The 14,971-nt window shown below is 30.1% G+C and carries 14 protein-coding genes; 3 read left to right on the top strand and 11 right to left on the bottom strand.

Annotated features, from left to right (window positions below; all coding sequences use genetic code 11):
- Positions 1-14: 14 nt before the first annotated feature.
- The 7 genes from mnmL to trxA (ACNI28_RS08340) form a co-directional block, all read right to left on the bottom strand.
- Positions 15-1,013 carry a tRNA modification radical SAM protein MnmL/YtqA gene (mnmL, locus tag ACNI28_RS08370; RefSeq protein ID WP_419763807.1) on the bottom strand — a complete coding sequence of 333 codons (999 nt, stop codon included), beginning with the start codon at positions 1,011-1,013 and terminating at the stop codon, positions 15-17.
- The gene (gene purF / locus ACNI28_RS08365; protein ID WP_419763806.1) at positions 991-2,340 is read right to left on the bottom strand and encodes an amidophosphoribosyltransferase; all 1,350 of its coding nucleotides are present in this window, start codon (positions 2,338-2,340) and stop codon (positions 991-993) included. Before purF ends, mnmL begins: the two co-directional genes overlap by 23 nt.
- A 9-nt stretch (positions 2,341-2,349) precedes the next feature.
- Entirely contained in the window at positions 2,350-3,123 is a 774-nt protein-coding gene (gene dapB, locus ACNI28_RS08360) for a 4-hydroxy-tetrahydrodipicolinate reductase (protein WP_419763805.1), read from the bottom strand.
- Positions 3,124-3,411: 288 nt separating this feature from the next.
- Positions 3,412-4,818 (bottom strand): DASS family sodium-coupled anion symporter, encoded by a 1,407-nt coding sequence (locus ACNI28_RS08355; protein WP_419763804.1) that lies wholly within the window; start codon positions 4,816-4,818, stop codon positions 3,412-3,414.
- Positions 4,819-4,956: 138 nt separating this feature from the next.
- On the bottom strand, positions 4,957-5,274 hold the full coding sequence (gene trxA / locus ACNI28_RS08350; protein ID WP_419763803.1) for a thioredoxin: 318 nt from the start codon (positions 5,272-5,274) through the stop codon (positions 4,957-4,959).
- Positions 5,275-5,285: 11 nt separating this feature from the next.
- Positions 5,286-6,215 (bottom strand): thioredoxin-disulfide reductase, encoded by a 930-nt coding sequence (gene trxB, locus ACNI28_RS08345; RefSeq protein WP_419763802.1) that lies wholly within the window; start codon positions 6,213-6,215, stop codon positions 5,286-5,288.
- A 288-nt stretch (positions 6,216-6,503) separates the two neighbouring features.
- Positions 6,504-6,821, bottom strand: a complete 318-nt coding sequence (gene trxA / locus ACNI28_RS08340) for a thioredoxin (RefSeq protein ID WP_419763801.1) — start codon at positions 6,819-6,821, stop codon at positions 6,504-6,506.
- 139 nt (positions 6,822-6,960) lie between these two features.
- On the opposite strand from trxA (ACNI28_RS08340), the gene alaS reads away from it, so the two are divergent.
- Genes alaS through ACNI28_RS08325 form a run of 3 tightly spaced genes read left to right on the top strand, consistent with a single transcriptional unit; the run spans position 6,961 to position 10,560 of the window.
- Complete coding sequence (gene alaS, locus ACNI28_RS08335) at positions 6,961-9,513, top strand: alanine--tRNA ligase (protein WP_419763800.1); 2,553 nt, start codon at positions 6,961-6,963, stop codon at positions 9,511-9,513.
- 8 nt (positions 9,514-9,521) lie between these two features.
- Positions 9,522-10,001, top strand: a complete 480-nt coding sequence (locus ACNI28_RS08330; protein WP_419763799.1) for a hypothetical protein — start codon at positions 9,522-9,524, stop codon at positions 9,999-10,001.
- A gap of 58 nt (positions 10,002-10,059) precedes the next feature.
- Positions 10,060-10,560, top strand: a complete 501-nt coding sequence (locus ACNI28_RS08325) for an NlpC/P60 family protein (RefSeq protein ID WP_419763798.1) — start codon at positions 10,060-10,062, stop codon at positions 10,558-10,560.
- Here ACNI28_RS08325 and ACNI28_RS08320 read toward each other — a convergent pair.
- The 4 genes from ACNI28_RS08320 to ACNI28_RS08305 all read right to left on the bottom strand — a co-directional run bounded on the left by ACNI28_RS08320 (position 10,557) and on the right by ACNI28_RS08305 (position 14,971).
- A complete protein-coding gene (locus ACNI28_RS08320; RefSeq protein ID WP_419763797.1) occupies positions 10,557-11,486 on the bottom strand; it encodes an AEC family transporter in 930 nt (309 codons plus the stop codon). The genes ACNI28_RS08325 and ACNI28_RS08320 overlap by 4 nt on opposite strands.
- 151 nt (positions 11,487-11,637) lie before the next feature.
- On the bottom strand, positions 11,638-12,912 hold the full coding sequence (locus ACNI28_RS08315) for a tellurium resistance protein TerC (RefSeq protein ID WP_419763796.1): 1,275 nt from the start codon (positions 12,910-12,912) through the stop codon (positions 11,638-11,640).
- Positions 12,902-13,795, bottom strand: a complete 894-nt coding sequence (locus ACNI28_RS08310; RefSeq protein WP_419763795.1) for a DMT family transporter — start codon at positions 13,793-13,795, stop codon at positions 12,902-12,904. Before ACNI28_RS08310 ends, ACNI28_RS08315 begins: the two co-directional genes overlap by 11 nt.
- Before the next feature lie 3 nt (positions 13,796-13,798).
- A complete protein-coding gene (locus ACNI28_RS08305) occupies positions 13,799-14,971 on the bottom strand; it encodes a multidrug effflux MFS transporter (RefSeq protein ID WP_419763794.1) in 1,173 nt (390 codons plus the stop codon).

The following is a 14,971-nucleotide window of genomic DNA, read 5'->3' as shown; positions in this document are numbered from 1 at the left end:
TTTATAGATACAAATTAATATCTTAATCCCTCTTTTACTAAAGCCTTTTTTATTTTTTGTATTTGTTGATGTTTGTTTTTACACCATAAGGGTGCAAGAAGAGTATTATCATCTATACCAGCTGTTATTCTCTGAATAGAGATATCTTTAGGAAGCATTTTTATGGATTTTACAACAGTATCAATATAAAGCTCTTCACTTATTGGCTCAAACTTTCCATTTAAATATTTTGCAGTTAAAAGTGTATTTTTCACCACATATAAAGGATGAAATTTAATTGAATCTACATTTAACTTAATTGTTTGCTTAAGTGTTTCTAACATCATCTCTTGAGTCTCATTTGGAAGGCCATAAATTAAATGTCCACAAACATTTAGACCTCTTTGTTTAGTCTTAACAATCCACTCTCTCATATTAGAAGCACTATCACCTCTGTTTATTTCATCAAGGGTTTCATCATAAAAACTCTGTATTCCATACTCAACCCAAATCTCTTTATCTTTTGATAACTCTTCTATAAAATCTAAAATCTCATCTGTCATACAATCAGTTCTTGTACCAATACTTAAACCTATAACATTGTCAAAAGATAAAGCTTTTGTATAAAGTGCTTTTAATGTCTCAATAGGAGCATAAGTATTTGTAAATGATTGAAAGTAAACTATATATTTTTTAGTTCCAAACTTATTTTCAAGTCTTTGTCTTGTAGCATTAAACTGCAGTTCAAGCTGTTGTAATTGCTGTTGTAAATATGGATTTGAAGGATTTGAAGGATGAAGTTTAAATTTAGGTTTTTTTTCTTGTAAATTAGGAGAAAAAGAGTCATTTTCACAAAAACTACAGCCACCTTTTGCCACTGTACCATCAATATTTGGACAAGTAAATCCAGAAATAGATACAGGAACTTTATAAATGGTTTCACCAAACTTACTTCGGAAATATCTTCCAATAGTAAGTAGGTTTTCTAAGCTATTTTTTTTTGTGATATTACTATTTGTTAACGAAATAGTCACCGTTGAAACTTTCTAATGCATAATCTCTATCATTTCCAATAGAGTCTGTTAAATCTTCAATTGATAAATACTCTAATGAATCAGCTTCAATATACTTTTCAATCTCTTGCTTAGTCATTCTATGAGAAATCAACTCTTCTTTTGTAGGAGTATCTATTCCATAATAACATGGAAATTTTATCTCAGGACTTGCAACTCTAAAGTGAACCTCTTTAGCACCTGCTTCTTTTAACATCTTTACAATTCTTTTAGAAGTAGTTCCTCTAACAATTGAGTCATCTATTACAAGTAATGATTTTCCAGCAATTAATGATTTCATAGGTGAAAGCTTCATTCTTACTTTTAAGTTTCTCATCTCTTGTGTAGGTTCTATAAAAGTTCTTCCTACATAATGATTTCTGATAATTCCATATTCAAAAGGTATCCCACTTTCAGCTGCATATCCAAGAGCTGCCGGAACTCCTGAATCTGGAACAGGAACTACCATATCATAAGTGATAGTACTATCTTTATCATTTTTTGCTAAAGTTCTACCCATATTTTCTCTTGTTCTATATACATTTTTACCATCTATTACTGAATCTGGTCTTGCAAAATATACATATTCAAAAGCACATGGTCTAAATTCTGGTTCATATAATTGGATTGATTCTGGTTCTTCATTTTTTTCATCAAATACTAGCATCTCACCAGGTTTAACATCTCTAATATATTCAGCATCAACTAAATCAAAAGCACAAGTCTCACTAGCAACTATATATCCACCTGATTTTATTTTTCCTAAAGACAGAGGTCTAATACCATATCTATCTCTAATAACAAACTGTTTTGAACGTGACTGAATAATAAAACAGTATGCTCCAATAGTTTTATCTAAGGCCTCTTTTATTCTATCTCTTAATCTGTTTTTTGAATTTTTAGCAATTAGATGAATTAAGTTTTCAGTGTCCATTCCTGTTTGAAAAATTGCACCTTTGTCTATTAAGTCTTCTCTTATTTCATCTTTATTAATCAAATTACCATTATGTACAATAGAGATTTCACCAAGTTTATATTTTGCAAATACAGGTTGAGCATCCATTATAGAGTCTCCACCTGCTGTTGAGTATCTATTGTGTCCAATAGCCATATTCCCTTTTAGATAATCCAATGCTTCATTTGTAAAAACATCTGAAACTAATCCTCTATTCTTAATCGTATGAATTTTGCCATCACATGATGAAGATATTCCTGTTGCTTCTTGTCCCCTATGTTGCATAGAAAACAGAGCCAAAGATGCTAGTCTTGAAGCCTTTTCATTACCAAATATTCCAACTATTGCACACATATTATTTCCTTATAAACCTAAACAGTCATTTATTGAATATAGACCTGGTTCTTTATTAACAAGCCATTTAGCAGCTTTTATTGCACCTTTTGAAAAAGTATTTCTAGCCGTTGCTGTGTGATTTAATTCGATAAATTCACCATCATTATACAATCCAACAGTGTGACGTCCAACAACATCTCCACCTCTTAAACTCATAACTGCAATTTCATCTTTTGTTCTTGCACCAATAAGTCCATCTCTTCCAGAAACTCTAACATCATCTAAGTTTAAATCTCTTGCATTTGCTGCATGCTCTGCAAGTGTTAAAGCAGTTCCCGAAGGAGAGTCAACTTTGTGTTTGTGATGTTGTTCTACAATTTCTATATCAAAGTCTCTTAATGTTTTTGAAGCAAGGGATACAAGTTTATTTAAAACTGCAACTCCTAAACTCATATTTGTAGAATAAAGAATAGGAACTAATTTACTAGCTTCTATAAGCAAGTTTTGTTGATGTTTTGAAAATCCTGTTGTTGCGATTACTAAAGGTTTTTTATTTTTACCTTCAATAACTTCTGTAAGAAGACTCTCCGTTGCAACAGGTGCAGAAAAATCTACAACAACATCAACACTTTCTAAAAGTGTTTTCATATCATTTGTTACAACAGTACCTTCTGGTACACTCTTTTTTAATTCATCAAAAACATGACAAGCACCTAGTTTGGCTTGTTCATCATTTTGTAAATCATCAATCAATAATGACCCAACTCTACCTGTACTACCTACTACACCTACATTAATCATATTTTATTATCCTAAATGTTCTTTAATATTAACAATTTTGTTGTCATAAATTTCTTTAGTATTACATTATAATTTCTCCAATACAAAGAAATAGTAATGTATGCCAAAAGAGTTATGTAAAGTCGTTATATTACTTAAAAAATATTAAGTATAAGGTTAATCAAAACAAGTTCACCATTACTTTTATAAGTTTAAAAAATTAGGAGTTTTTTTATAAGAAAAATTTGAGTTAAATTTTCAAAGAAGAATGGTGCCAAAAGACTTGACACCATTTATTTTAATTACTATTTATAGAATTACAAAACCTAGTGCAACAAGAGCTCCTAAATATATAGCTCCAAAAATCAACCCAAGTCTCCACCAAGTAGCTTGTGAAATATATCCAGCTCCATACCAAATTGGTGATGGTCCTGTAGCATATGGTGTTATAATACCCATAAGACCTAATGACCCAACTAAAAGCATAGCTATTGGTTGAAGCATTTCTGCAGGTACTAAATTTGCTGCTATTCCTAAGAATAGTGGTAATAGTGCAACAGTGTGTGCTGTAACACTTGCAAATAAATAGTGAAATAAGAAAAACAATACTAGTAGAATTATTCCTATCACAGCTGCTTCCATTCCAACTAACCAATTAGAGATTAATCCAGATGCCCAATCTAAGTATCCAACTTTTTTAAGTCCAGATGCCATAGCTACAAGTGTTGCAAACCAAATAAATACATTGATTGCTGCTTTATTACTAATTACATCATCCCAATTAATCACATCAAATAAAACTAGTAAACAAAGAACCGCAACTGCTGCTACTGTACCATTTACTCCTATTTGTTTTCCAAAAATCCACATTACAAGTGCTAGTAAACCTAAGCAAAGCATAATAACTTCTTTTCTTGTAATAGATCCCATCTCTTCAAGTTGTTTAGCAGCCCAAGCAGGAGCTTCTGGAGAAACTTTTTGTTCAGGTGGATATACAATATATGCAAGATATGGTACTAATAAAAATAACGGTACCATAATAATTGCTAAAGTACTAAACCATGTACCCCAATCAATAACTATCCCTACATTTTTTTCCACAAGTGAAACTGCAAGTAAATTTGGTGCAAGAGCTGTTAAAAACATAGAACTTGTCACACAAGTTGCAGCAATAGCAACCCATGAAATATATGAACCTATTTTTCTTGGGTCATTATCTGGAGTTGAATTAAACATTTGAGGAATATTAATCGCAATTGGGAAAATAGTTCCTGCACTTCTTGCTGTGTTTGATGGCATAAAAGGAGAAAGTATACCATCTGCAAAAGCTACTGCATATCCAAGTCCAAGTGTTGTTTTACCAAGTTTTTTCACTAATAATAGTGCAATTCTTTTACCTAATCCTGATTTTTTATAACCAAGTGCAAACATAAATGCTGCAAAAATCAACCAAATAACTCCATTTGAGAAACCACTTAAAGCCCAGTTTCTTGAAGCTTTTGCACTTTCATCAACTAAACCAAATACTGCACAAAATGATACACCAACTAAACCTATTAGTGCAGGTGGAATTGGTTCTAAAATCAGACCTGCAATTACTCCTAGAAATACAGCAAAGAAATATTGTGCATTTACTGTTAGCCCTTCAGGTGTTGGAAGAAGTGCAACGATAATCGCGATTAAAATTGGAATCGCTATTTTCATATTGTTACTCATAGTAAACCTTTCATTTATTAATTAATCTAATTGTATAAGGTTTGTATGGCATAAGTATGTCATTTAAAGTAGGTTAAAAGTTTAAGTAAAAAAAAAGATAGAGAAAATCTCTATCTTTTTATTTTTTAGAGTGAGTTTTTAAATTAGTCCGTTAATTTTATCTGCAAAAGCTTGTTTTGAAGCAGCACCAAGCATTTGATCAACCACTTCTCCATCTTTCATAAAAAGTATTGTTGGAATAGATCTTACTCCAAATTTAACTGCTAAGTCTTGCTCTTCATCAGAATTTACTTTACAAATATTTGCTTTTCCTTCAAATTCTTCTGCCAATTCATCAATAACTGGAGCTAACATTCTACAAGGTCCACACCATGGTGCCCAGAAATCTACCATTGAAATTCCCTCTTTAACTGTTGCATCAAAATTATCTTGTGTTAATTCTATATATTTTCCCATTATTTATCCTTTTATCCTAAATATTCTATTATGTTGACAGCTGCTGTTGCACCATCACCTGCTGCACAAACAACTTGTTTAGCTGCATCAATTCTAACATCACCTGCTGCATAAAGACCAGGGATATTTGTTCTCATTTTAAGGTCAACAACAACTTCTGTTGCTTCATTAACCTCACAAAGATATGTACCATCATCTTGTTTTAAGCTATCACTTAATACATCACGTCCCACAAAAGTAAATACACCAGGAACAGCTAAGTCTCTAAGTTCTCCTGATTCTTTATATTTTACCTTTACTCCTAAGACACCGCTGTTATCACCATAAACTTCTTCAACTGTTACATTTGTAACTTCTTCAATATTTTCACAAGCTTTCATATGTTCTATTGTACTTGGAGCTGCTCTAAATGTATCACGTCTATGTACAACATATACTTTAGAACAAATTTTAGAAAGATATACTGCCTCTTCTAAAGCTGAATCTCCACCACCAATAACAGCAACTTCTTTATTTTTATAGAAAAAACCATCACAAGTAGCACAAGTAGAAACACCTCTTCCAAAGAACTCATTTTCACCTTTAAATCCACCTTTTTTAGGTACAGATCCAGTTGCAAGGAGTACTGATTTTGCTTCTTGTTTAGTGCCATCAACTAATTCAATAGTAAAGATATCACCCGTTTTTGTTACTTTTGATACTTGATTCATCTCATGCTTTAATCCAAATCTCATTGCTTGTTTTGGCCAAGATTCCATTAAGTCTAAACCACTTACAACTTCAGCTTGTCCAGGATAGTTTTCTATTTCACTGCTTCCTGTTATTTGACCACCTGGCATTCCCATTTCAAACATAGTAACATCTTTAAGTCCACCTCTAGTGGCATATAAACCTGCTGTAAGTCCAGCTGGCCCTCCACCAATAATTGCTAAATCTAACATACATATTCCTCTTTTTATTTTTTATATCAAAGTAACTTGTTAATGTAAATTATACATTTTAATTAAAGTAATATGCTACTTAAAAAATATTAAGCATAAGATTAATTAAATTCTAATCTTTATGGATAATTTTTATCCTTTGATATTATTTATCGTATTAAACAGTAATATTCATAAAACTAATGAACGTATAATTTTTTATAATTTATTTTTAAAGATATTTTAATTTTAGAAATAAAAAAAGGCAAGAGAAAATTCTCTTGCCTTTTTTTACAAACTTATTATTTATTATAATAATGAATTAATTTTGTCAGCGAAAGCTTGTTTTGAAGCAGCACCAACCATTTGGTCAACAACTTCTCCATCTTTTACAAAAACAATTGTTGGAATAGATCTTACTCCAAATTTAACTGCTAAATCTTGCTCTTCATCTGTATTTACTTTACAAATATTAGCTTTCCCCTCAAACTCTTCTGCTAATTCGTCAATTACTGGAGCTAGCATTCTACAAGGCCCACACCATGGTGCCCAAAAATCTACCATTGAAATTCCAGAGTTAACTGTTGCATCAAAATTGTCTTGTGTTAATTCAATATACTTACCCATCAAGTTTCCTTTTATATGTATTGTTTAAAAAATTATACAGACTTAAACTTTAAATAAACTTGTGATTTTGTATACATAATCTTTAATAAATTATATTTTAGGTAGAATATTTGTTCTTAAATTACAATTGGAATTTTATATGGATATTAGAAAAGAGTACTTAGAGTTTTTTAAAAGTAAAGGGCATGAAGTTATATCTTCAATGCCATTAGTCCCAGATGATCCAAGCCTTCTTTTTACAAATGCAGGTATGGTTCAGTTTAAAGATATATTTACAGGTTCTATTCCAGCCCCTCAAAACAAAACTGCAACATCGTGTCAGTTATGTATAAGAGCAGGTGGAAAACATAATGACTTGGAAAATGTAGGATATACAGCACGTCACCATACACTATTTGAAATGTTGGGTAATTTTTCATTTGGCGATTATTTTAAAGAAGATGCAATATCTTATGCTTGGGAGTTTATAACTGTTAATATAGATTTACCTATTGAAAAACTATGGGTAACAATTCATGATACAGATGATGAAGCTTTTGATATATGGTCTAAATATATTGACCCTTCTAGAATAAAAAGATTTGGAGATAAAGATAACTTCTGGGCTATGGGAGATACAGGGCCATGTGGTCCATGTAGTGAAATCTTTTATGACCAAGGTGCAGAAAACTTTGGAAGTGATGAGGACTATTTAGGTGGAGATGGAGATAGATTTTTAGAAATCTGGAATCTTGTATTTATGCAATATGAACAAAAAAATGGTGTAAAAACTCCACTTCCTAAACCTTCAATTGACACTGGAATGGGACTTGAAAGAGTTATTGCTATTAAAGAAGGTGTATTGAATAATTTTGATTCTTCAAATTTCCAACCTTTAGTAAATAAAGTAGCTCAATTAGCAAAAAAAGAACCAACTAAAGAGACTATTGGTTCATATAGAGTTATAGCTGACCATTTAAGAGCTGTATCTTTTATGCTTTCACAAGGAATTCTTTTTGGAAATGAAGGACGACCTTACGTTAATAGACGAATTCTTAGACGTGCAGTTAGACATGGATATTTATTGGGGCTAAGAGAAGCATTTATGTCAAAACTTGTTGATGTTTTAATAAATATTATGGGTGAGCATTATAGTGACTTAAAAGAGCAAGCTTCATTTATAAAAGAACAAATAAGCTTAGAAGAAGAGAGATTCTTTAAAACTATTGCTTCAGGTATGACACTATTTAATGATGAGTTAGCAAATACAAAAAAATCATTCTCTGGAGAAATTGCATTTAAACTATATGATACATATGGTTTTCCTTTAGACTTAACAGAAGATATGCTAAGAGAAAAAGATTTAAAAGTTGATATTGAAACATTTGATAAATTAATGGATGCGCAAAAAGCTAAAGCTAAAGCTGCTTGGAAAGGCAGTGGTGATGAAGCTAGTGAGGGTGATTTTAAAGTTTTACTTGAAAAATATGGCTTAAATGAGTTTGTTGGATATGATAATATTTCATATAAAAGTAAAATTGTTACACTTCTAGATGAGAAATTCAATGAAGTTGATGCCCTAGAAAAGGGTCAAACTGGTTGGATTATGCTTGATAAAACTCCTTTTTATGCAACAAGTGGTGGACAAAGTGGAGATATTGGAGCCTTAGAAGATAAAGAACATGTTGCAATTATTGAAGAGACTTCAAAATTTCATGGAATTAATCTATCTAAAATAAAAGTTGAAACTTCTAATTTAAAAAAAGGTGAAGTTGTAAATGCTGTTGTAGTAAACAGATATGAAATTGCAAAACACCATAGTGCTACTCACCTTTTACAAAGTGCACTTAAGATGGTACTAGGTGATACAGTTTCACAAGCTGGTTCACTAAATGATGCTTCAAGGTTAAGATTTGACTTTACTTATCCAAAGGCAATGACAAATGAGCAAATCGAGGAAGTTCAAGATTTAGTAAACTCTATGATTACAAGAGCTTTAAAAGGAACTGTAGAAGAACTACCTATTGAAGAGGCTAAACAAAGAGGTGCTATTGCTATGTTTGGTGAAAAATATGGAGATATGGTTAGAGTTGTAAACTTTGGAGATATTTCTGTAGAGTTTTGTGGTGGAACACATGTAAGAAATGCTTTAGATATAGGAAGTTTTTATATTGTAAAAGAATCAGGAGTTAGTGCAGGTGTGCGAAGAATAGAAGCTGTTTGTGGAGCTGCTGCAATTAAATATACAAACTCTATCATTTCTAAAATGAATGAAATCGAAAATGAAATCAAAAACTCTGATGTTATATCTGGTATTAAAAAACTAAAAGAACAAGTAAAATCTTTAAAACAAGAACTAAATGAAGCTCAAAGTGCATCAACTGCTCCAATATCTGAAGAGATGATTGGTGATACAAAAGTAATCGTTGATATTGTAAAAAATGGCGATATCAAAAAAATAGTAGATGATGCAAAAAATGGAAATGAAAAAGTAGCAATACTTTTAATCCAAGCAAAAGATGATAAAGTAATGCTTGTAGCAGGAAGCAAAAATACAAATATTAAAGCTGGTAATTGGATAAAAGAGATCGCTCCAATCGTAGGTGGAGGTGGAGGAGGGAGACCTGACTTCGCACAAGCTGGTGGAAAAGATGTATCAAAAATAGATGAAGCAAAAGAAAAAGCACTATTCTTTGCAAAAGAGAATATCTAAGGTAAACTATGAAAGAGCTATTCTTATCAATACCTAGTCTTATAATATTTTTACATGTAATCTCTGCTGTTTTATGGGTAGGTGGAATGATTGCTATTAGATTTGCAGTTCACTACTCTATGCAAAACATAGAAGAGCCTAAAATAAAACTAGCTAGAACCTTAGAAAATCTGAAAAGGTTTTTTAATATGGTTATTCCTGCTATTTTAGTTTTATTAATAACTGCAATAATGATGATTTTAGGACTAGAATTAAAATCAACTCCTTTATATAAAGTTGCACTTATAAAAGAAGTTATTTGGACTGTGATGACTCTAATCTTTATCTATATTTATATAAAAAGAGTAAAGGCTCAAAAATACTTTGATAATGGTGAAGTAGCACTTGCAAAAGCTACATTAGAACCTATCGCAAAAATATTTATCCCTACAAATATTGTATTAGGACTTATTGCAATTTTTCTAGGAGTTACACTAAGAGGGTTTTAGCCCTCTTTACACATAATCTTTTTTTTGATATATTACAAATAAGATTTTAGGATATATTATGAAAACAACTCTTTTTTTTACTCTTTTTATACTTATATTAACAGGTTGTTCAACAAGTAATCCATATACTCCTAAAAAACCTCTCTCCTCATATAAAACAAATAACACTTACAAAAATATAAATATCTCAGATGCCCTGCTTTCACACTATAGACAATGGCAAGGTGTTAGTTATAAATATGGTGGAGAAAATAGAGATGGAATTGACTGTTCATATTTTGTTTATGATGCATATAGAAAGACTTTAACCAAACAAATACCTAGAACAACTCTTTACCAATCAAAAAGTGGCAAAAGTATACAAAAGAAAAATCTAACTACTGGTGACTTAGTATTTTTTATTACAAGCAAAAAAGGCTCACGTCATGTGGGAATCTATTTAAAAAATGGAGACTTTATGCATGTATCAACATCAAGAGGAGTTATGATATCTAGCCTATCAAATCCCTATTGGAAAGCTCACTATTGGAAATCAAGAAGAATTCTAAATTCTAATTAAAATCCTCCATATAAAAATATATAAAGTGGTATAGTTAAAACCGAAACTACTGTACTTAAAAATACAGCTAAACTAGCTTTCTCTGGTTTTGCATTTAATAGTACTGCAAGGGTTACTGTATTTCCAGCAAGTGGAACTATGGCAAATAAAAATAAAACTTTATATAAATCTTCATTTAAAAATGTAAAAAATGTTTTATCTAAATATATAAATCCAAGTATTGCTAAAGGCCAAAAAACAAACTTCATAAAATATGCAATTGAGATAAATTTTATATCAAAATTACCTTCACTATTTTTTAAACCAATTAATCCCATCCCAAGCATCATCATACCTAAGATTCCATATGCACCTTTAAACTGTCCAGTATATGAACTAATCACTTCTGGTATTTCAAAGCCTGCAATATTAAAAATAATTCCTAAAATAAAAGCATAAAGAATAGGAAGTCTTGCCATCTTTTTTAAAGATTGTCCAACTGTAAAGTTACCCTTTGCAGTAACATAAAACCCAGAAGTACTTTCATATAAAAGTGAAGCTAAAACAGTAAAAATATAAATATCAGCTAAATGGGGAGGGAAAAATATAATAGCTAGTGGAATACCAAAATATCCTGTATTACCAGTTCCTGCTGAAAAAGCTAATATATTACCAGTGGGGTCATTCCAAGAGTTTTTAAATAAAGCCAATGAGGCAAAAGCTAAAATCGAACAAAAAACAAATAAAAATATAGGTAAAAAAGCAACTGCAAAATCAATTTTTACACTCAATGTCGCAGAAAATACAACAATAGGGCCTAATATATAAATAAGTAAAGTAGCTACTGATTCTCTTTGAACATTAAGAAGCTTAGAGGATAAGTAACCAAGAACTACATTGATATAAATAGGAAATACTTTTAATAATATAATAAAAAATAGGCTCATACTTTTACCAATAATAAGGAATAATCATTTTAATATTAAGCTTCTTTAAGGGGTCAAAAAGCTTTAATGTAAAGGGGAAATTTGATGTTTTCAATGTTATTCCTTATTTGTAAGTATAATTTCTTGATATGAAATTTTTATGATATTTTAATCATACAATAAAATTATCTAAAATATAAAGTACTATAGCACAAACTATATACATCTTTATAGCAAAAAATATGTTTAATGTAAATATCTCTTTTGCCTCAATATTATATCTAGCCTGCATAGTCAAGTTTAAGCCACTAAAAGGTGAAGTTGAAACTGTTATTGCCCAAGCCATTAAAAAAGTAATGGCAAGTAAAGTATGATTAAACTGAAGTAAAAAATCAGCAATCACTGCAATAGTGATAATAGGATGAATTCCTATAAAAGCTAAAAATATAAATCCAAATAGAGTAAGTGAAGCTTCCAGATATGTAAACTCACTAAAAGGTACTGTAAGGTGATAGCCATTTAGAATAGTACTAATTGACACACCAAACAAACCAGCAACCAAAAATAGGGATATTTCCATTTTCATTTTTGGTAAATCATTTGTAATATGCTCTTTTAATAAGCAAAGCGTTTTTGTGAAATTTACTTTTATAATTGAGATAAAAATAGTCAAGAACAAAGAATAAATACTCACTAAAATAATAACTTTCAAATTCTCTTCATAATATTTTGTAATCAAAATAGATATTACTAATAGTACTGGGATATAAAGTGTTTCTAAAGAGATAGGATAACCCTTGAAGTTTTCTAATTCGAACTTCTTGCCAACTTCAAGATAAGTTAGTAATAAAGTAATAAGAGCGAGAATAACTCCACAAAAGAAAATAGTAGGTTTATGAAAACCTGGCAAGTATATCAAAGCAGCCGCAAAGGCTACAAAAAATGGAGACCAAAAAGCATCAGAAGAGAAAGCCCTTGTAAGTACAACTAACTGCAACTTTGTTAAAGGAGCTTTTTTATACATCTTGTCTGCTATTAAAATCAAAGAAGAGAGGTTAATAACTGAACCAAAAAGATGCACACCAAAATAGGTTTTAAAAAAAGAGCTTTTACCTGACTCTTTTTTTGTTTCTTTTTCAAACTTTGGAGTGGCTATTAGTTTTAAAAAGGTAACTCCTATAAGTAAGGTCAAAAGATATTGATTTATACTCAAAGCTTTTGCAAAATCTATCTCAAAGCCTTTTATATAAGAAAATAAAAAACTCAAGACTGATAATCCTAAAAGTGAGACTATTATCTTCTTTTTGCCCAAGCTAATAAAAAGTAATAAAAAAGCACTCCATGCAAAAACAGCTGCAAATATTAGAATCTTATCATCAAAAAAGTATGCAACATTTGTAAATAAAAAAGATAAAAATATTAAACCTCCAGAAATACTATTTATCAACTGATACCTTTTTTAAAAATATCGATAAATATATACCCAAAGCTATAAAGATAATACCAACTGTATGATATGGTTCTAAAGACTCATTTAAAAATATATAAGCAAGTATTGAACCAAAGACAGGCATAAGATGTGCAAATTGTCCAGCCTTGTTTGCTCCAACTTCAACAGTTGCCAAATTCCAAAAATAAAAGGAGAGTATAGATGGGAAAATCGCCATATATATTAAGGTGTAAAAGATTTTCTCATCACTTAAAAAGATATATTCAAATCTGAAATCAAAAAGCACATGGACAAAAAACAGTATAATTACCCCAATAAAAACTATAATAGATAAAAAGTCTAAAGGTCTTATCTCTATTGGTTTAAATTTTAAATTTATAGAGTATAAGGCCCAGGAAATACAAGCTAATATAATCCATAAATCATATCTTGAAAACTCAAGATTTAACAAGCTTCCAAAATCACCCTTTACTATCAAATAAACAACTCCAATAGTTGATAAAAGTACTCCCAAAATCTGTATTTTTGTAATTTTTGTTTTTAGAATAAAAGAAGAGAATATAATTATAAAAATTGGGGTTGAGGAGTTTATCAATAGGGCATTTGTAGCACTAATATAATCTAGTCCAAAATATATAAAAGTGTTATATGCACTAATACCCAAAGTTCCAAATAAAATATACAAAAGTGGTTTTTGTTTAAAAATAAATATTAGGTTTTTTCTATTTAAAAATATATATGGAGATAAAATCACAAGTACAAAAAACCATCTAAAAAATGATAACTCTAGTGCTGATATATTTGTAGATACATATCTACCTAATACAAAGTTTCCAGACCAAAAAAGTACAGCTAAAACTAAAAAGAAATAGTATTTCATAATCTAAACTTTTGAGATTTTTACGTAAAGTAATATCATAAATGATAAAGAAGAAGTACACATCATCAAAATAAAAATTGGCTCTAAAGTATTGTTATGAAAAAAGCTTGCTAAAAATCCAACAAATGCTGCAATAATAAAACCTATCACCCCATAAAGAGAATTTGTTGTAGCACTAATATCTCCAAAATCCTCCAAAACTAAAGCTATGGCATTTGCAAAAATAAATCCCAATGCTCCCACATATAACATGATAAAAAAAGCCACAGAATATACTGTGTGATAATCACTAAGTAAATACAAACATATTGCACTAAGTAGTTGGATAGTTACTCCTAAACGAAGTAGAGAAAAGGTTGTATGCTTTTTTAAAAAAAATATGTTTAATCTACTAAAAGAGATTAAAGTCAAAACATTTAAGCCAAATAATACTGTGAAATATTTTGCCTCAACTGCAAAAAAGTCCATATATATATATGAAGATTTTGTGATAAAGATAAACATCCCAGAAAACCCAAATCCACCCGCAAGTATAAGAAGTATCGCTTTTTTATTTAAAAAGATTCTTTTATAATTATGTAAAACATTTGTATTTTTACTTTTTGGTGAAGTTTCAGGTAATTTTTTAATGAAATAAATTATACAAATTGTATAAATAGATAAAAATATAAATATATACTCCCAAGAGTAAAAATTTAGAATGGTAGCTCCAATTGCTGGAGCTATCATGGGAGCGACCATCATAATCATAGAAATTATAGAAAATACTCTAGCTGCCTCTTTCCCATGATAAACATCTCTTACTATTGCATTTGTATTAACAACAGCAAATCCACCGCCAATAGCTTGAAAGAAACGAAATACCCAAACTTGTTCTATAGAAGATGCTTGTGAGATAAAAAATGAAAAAGAAATATATATACATAAACCTAAAAATATAAAAATCTTTCTTCCATATCTATCAGATAAAGGACCACCAATTAATTGTCCTACAGAAAAACCTAAAAGATACAGACTAAGTGTTATTTCAACTTCATCTATAGAGGTGTAAAAATAGTTTGCTATATTTTTAAAAGCTGGAAGATATACATCAACTGCAAGTGGGGTAATTGAACCTAACATTGCAAGTATAAATATAAAACCTTTAGGAAGATTATATTTTGTTTTTTGATTCAT

This window comes from Arcobacter denitrificans (SeqCode) (genome assembly GCF_048571185.1).
GTDB classification, from domain to species: Bacteria; Campylobacterota; Campylobacteria; order Campylobacterales; family Arcobacteraceae; genus Arcobacter; species Arcobacter denitrificans.
This window is presented reverse-complemented; position numbering and strand designations above follow the sequence as displayed.

Excerpts from the sequence above, each read along its gene's own strand:
- purF (WP_419763806.1), bottom strand. The coding sequence starts at position 2,340 with ATGTGTGCAATAGTTGGAATATTTGGTAATGAAAAGGCTTCAAGACTA.
- dapB (WP_419763805.1), bottom strand. The coding sequence starts at position 3,123 with ATGATTAATGTAGGTGTAGTAGGTAGTACAGGTAGAGTTGGGTCATTA.
- ACNI28_RS08355 (WP_419763804.1), bottom strand. The coding sequence starts at position 4,818 with ATGAGTAACAATATGAAAATAGCGATTCCAATTTTAATCGCGATTATC.
- trxA (WP_419763803.1), bottom strand. The coding sequence starts at position 5,274 with ATGGGAAAATATATAGAATTAACACAAGATAATTTTGATGCAACAGTT.
- trxB (WP_419763802.1), bottom strand. The coding sequence starts at position 6,215 with ATGTTAGATTTAGCAATTATTGGTGGAGGGCCAGCTGGACTTACAGCA.
- trxA (WP_419763801.1), bottom strand. The coding sequence starts at position 6,821 with ATGGGTAAGTATATTGAATTAACACAAGACAATTTTGATGCAACAGTT.
- alaS (WP_419763800.1), top strand. The coding sequence starts at position 6,961 with ATGGATATTAGAAAAGAGTACTTAGAGTTTTTTAAAAGTAAAGGGCAT.
- ACNI28_RS08330 (WP_419763799.1), top strand. The coding sequence starts at position 9,522 with ATGAAAGAGCTATTCTTATCAATACCTAGTCTTATAATATTTTTACAT.
- ACNI28_RS08325 (WP_419763798.1), top strand. The coding sequence starts at position 10,060 with ATGAAAACAACTCTTTTTTTTACTCTTTTTATACTTATATTAACAGGT.
- ACNI28_RS08320 (WP_419763797.1), bottom strand. The coding sequence starts at position 11,486 with ATGAGCCTATTTTTTATTATATTATTAAAAGTATTTCCTATTTATATC.
- ACNI28_RS08310 (WP_419763795.1), bottom strand. The coding sequence starts at position 13,795 with ATGAAATACTATTTCTTTTTAGTTTTAGCTGTACTTTTTTGGTCTGGA.
- ACNI28_RS08305 (WP_419763794.1), bottom strand. The coding sequence starts at position 14,971 with ATGAATCAAAAAACAAAATATAATCTTCCTAAAGGTTTTATATTTATA.